The 278-nt window shown below is 63.3% G+C and carries 1 protein-coding gene; it reads left to right on the top strand.

Translation table 11 applies throughout. From position 1 onward, the window contains the following. A partial coding sequence (locus O7A60_RS31905) for a KUP/HAK/KT family potassium transporter (protein WP_337109615.1) occupies positions 1–278 on the top strand: 278 nt, incomplete at both ends.

Here is a 278-nt window from a genome sequence, read left to right as displayed (position 1 = left end):
GGCACCGCGGTGTTCCTGACCAGCGATCCGCTCAGCGCGCCGACCGCCTTGATGCACAGCCTGAAGCACTACAAGGTTCTGCACGAGCAGAACGTTATCCTTTCCGTGGTGACCGCCCCCCAGCCGGTGGTGCCCGACAGCGAGCGCGTCAAGATGGAGACGGTCAACGAGCTGTTCATGCGGGTGACGCTGACCTTCGGCTACATGGAACAGCCCAACATCCCGCGCGCGCTGGCGATCTGCCGCAAGCAGGGCTGGAAGTTCGACATCATGACGAC

The sequence above is a fragment of the Mesorhizobium salmacidum (SeqCode) genome (genome assembly GCF_037179605.1).
GTDB lineage: Bacteria > Pseudomonadota > Alphaproteobacteria > Rhizobiales > Rhizobiaceae > Mesorhizobium > Mesorhizobium salmacidum.
The sequence above is the reverse complement of the archived record's forward strand: the minus strand, read 5'-3'. Positions and strand labels throughout refer to the sequence as shown.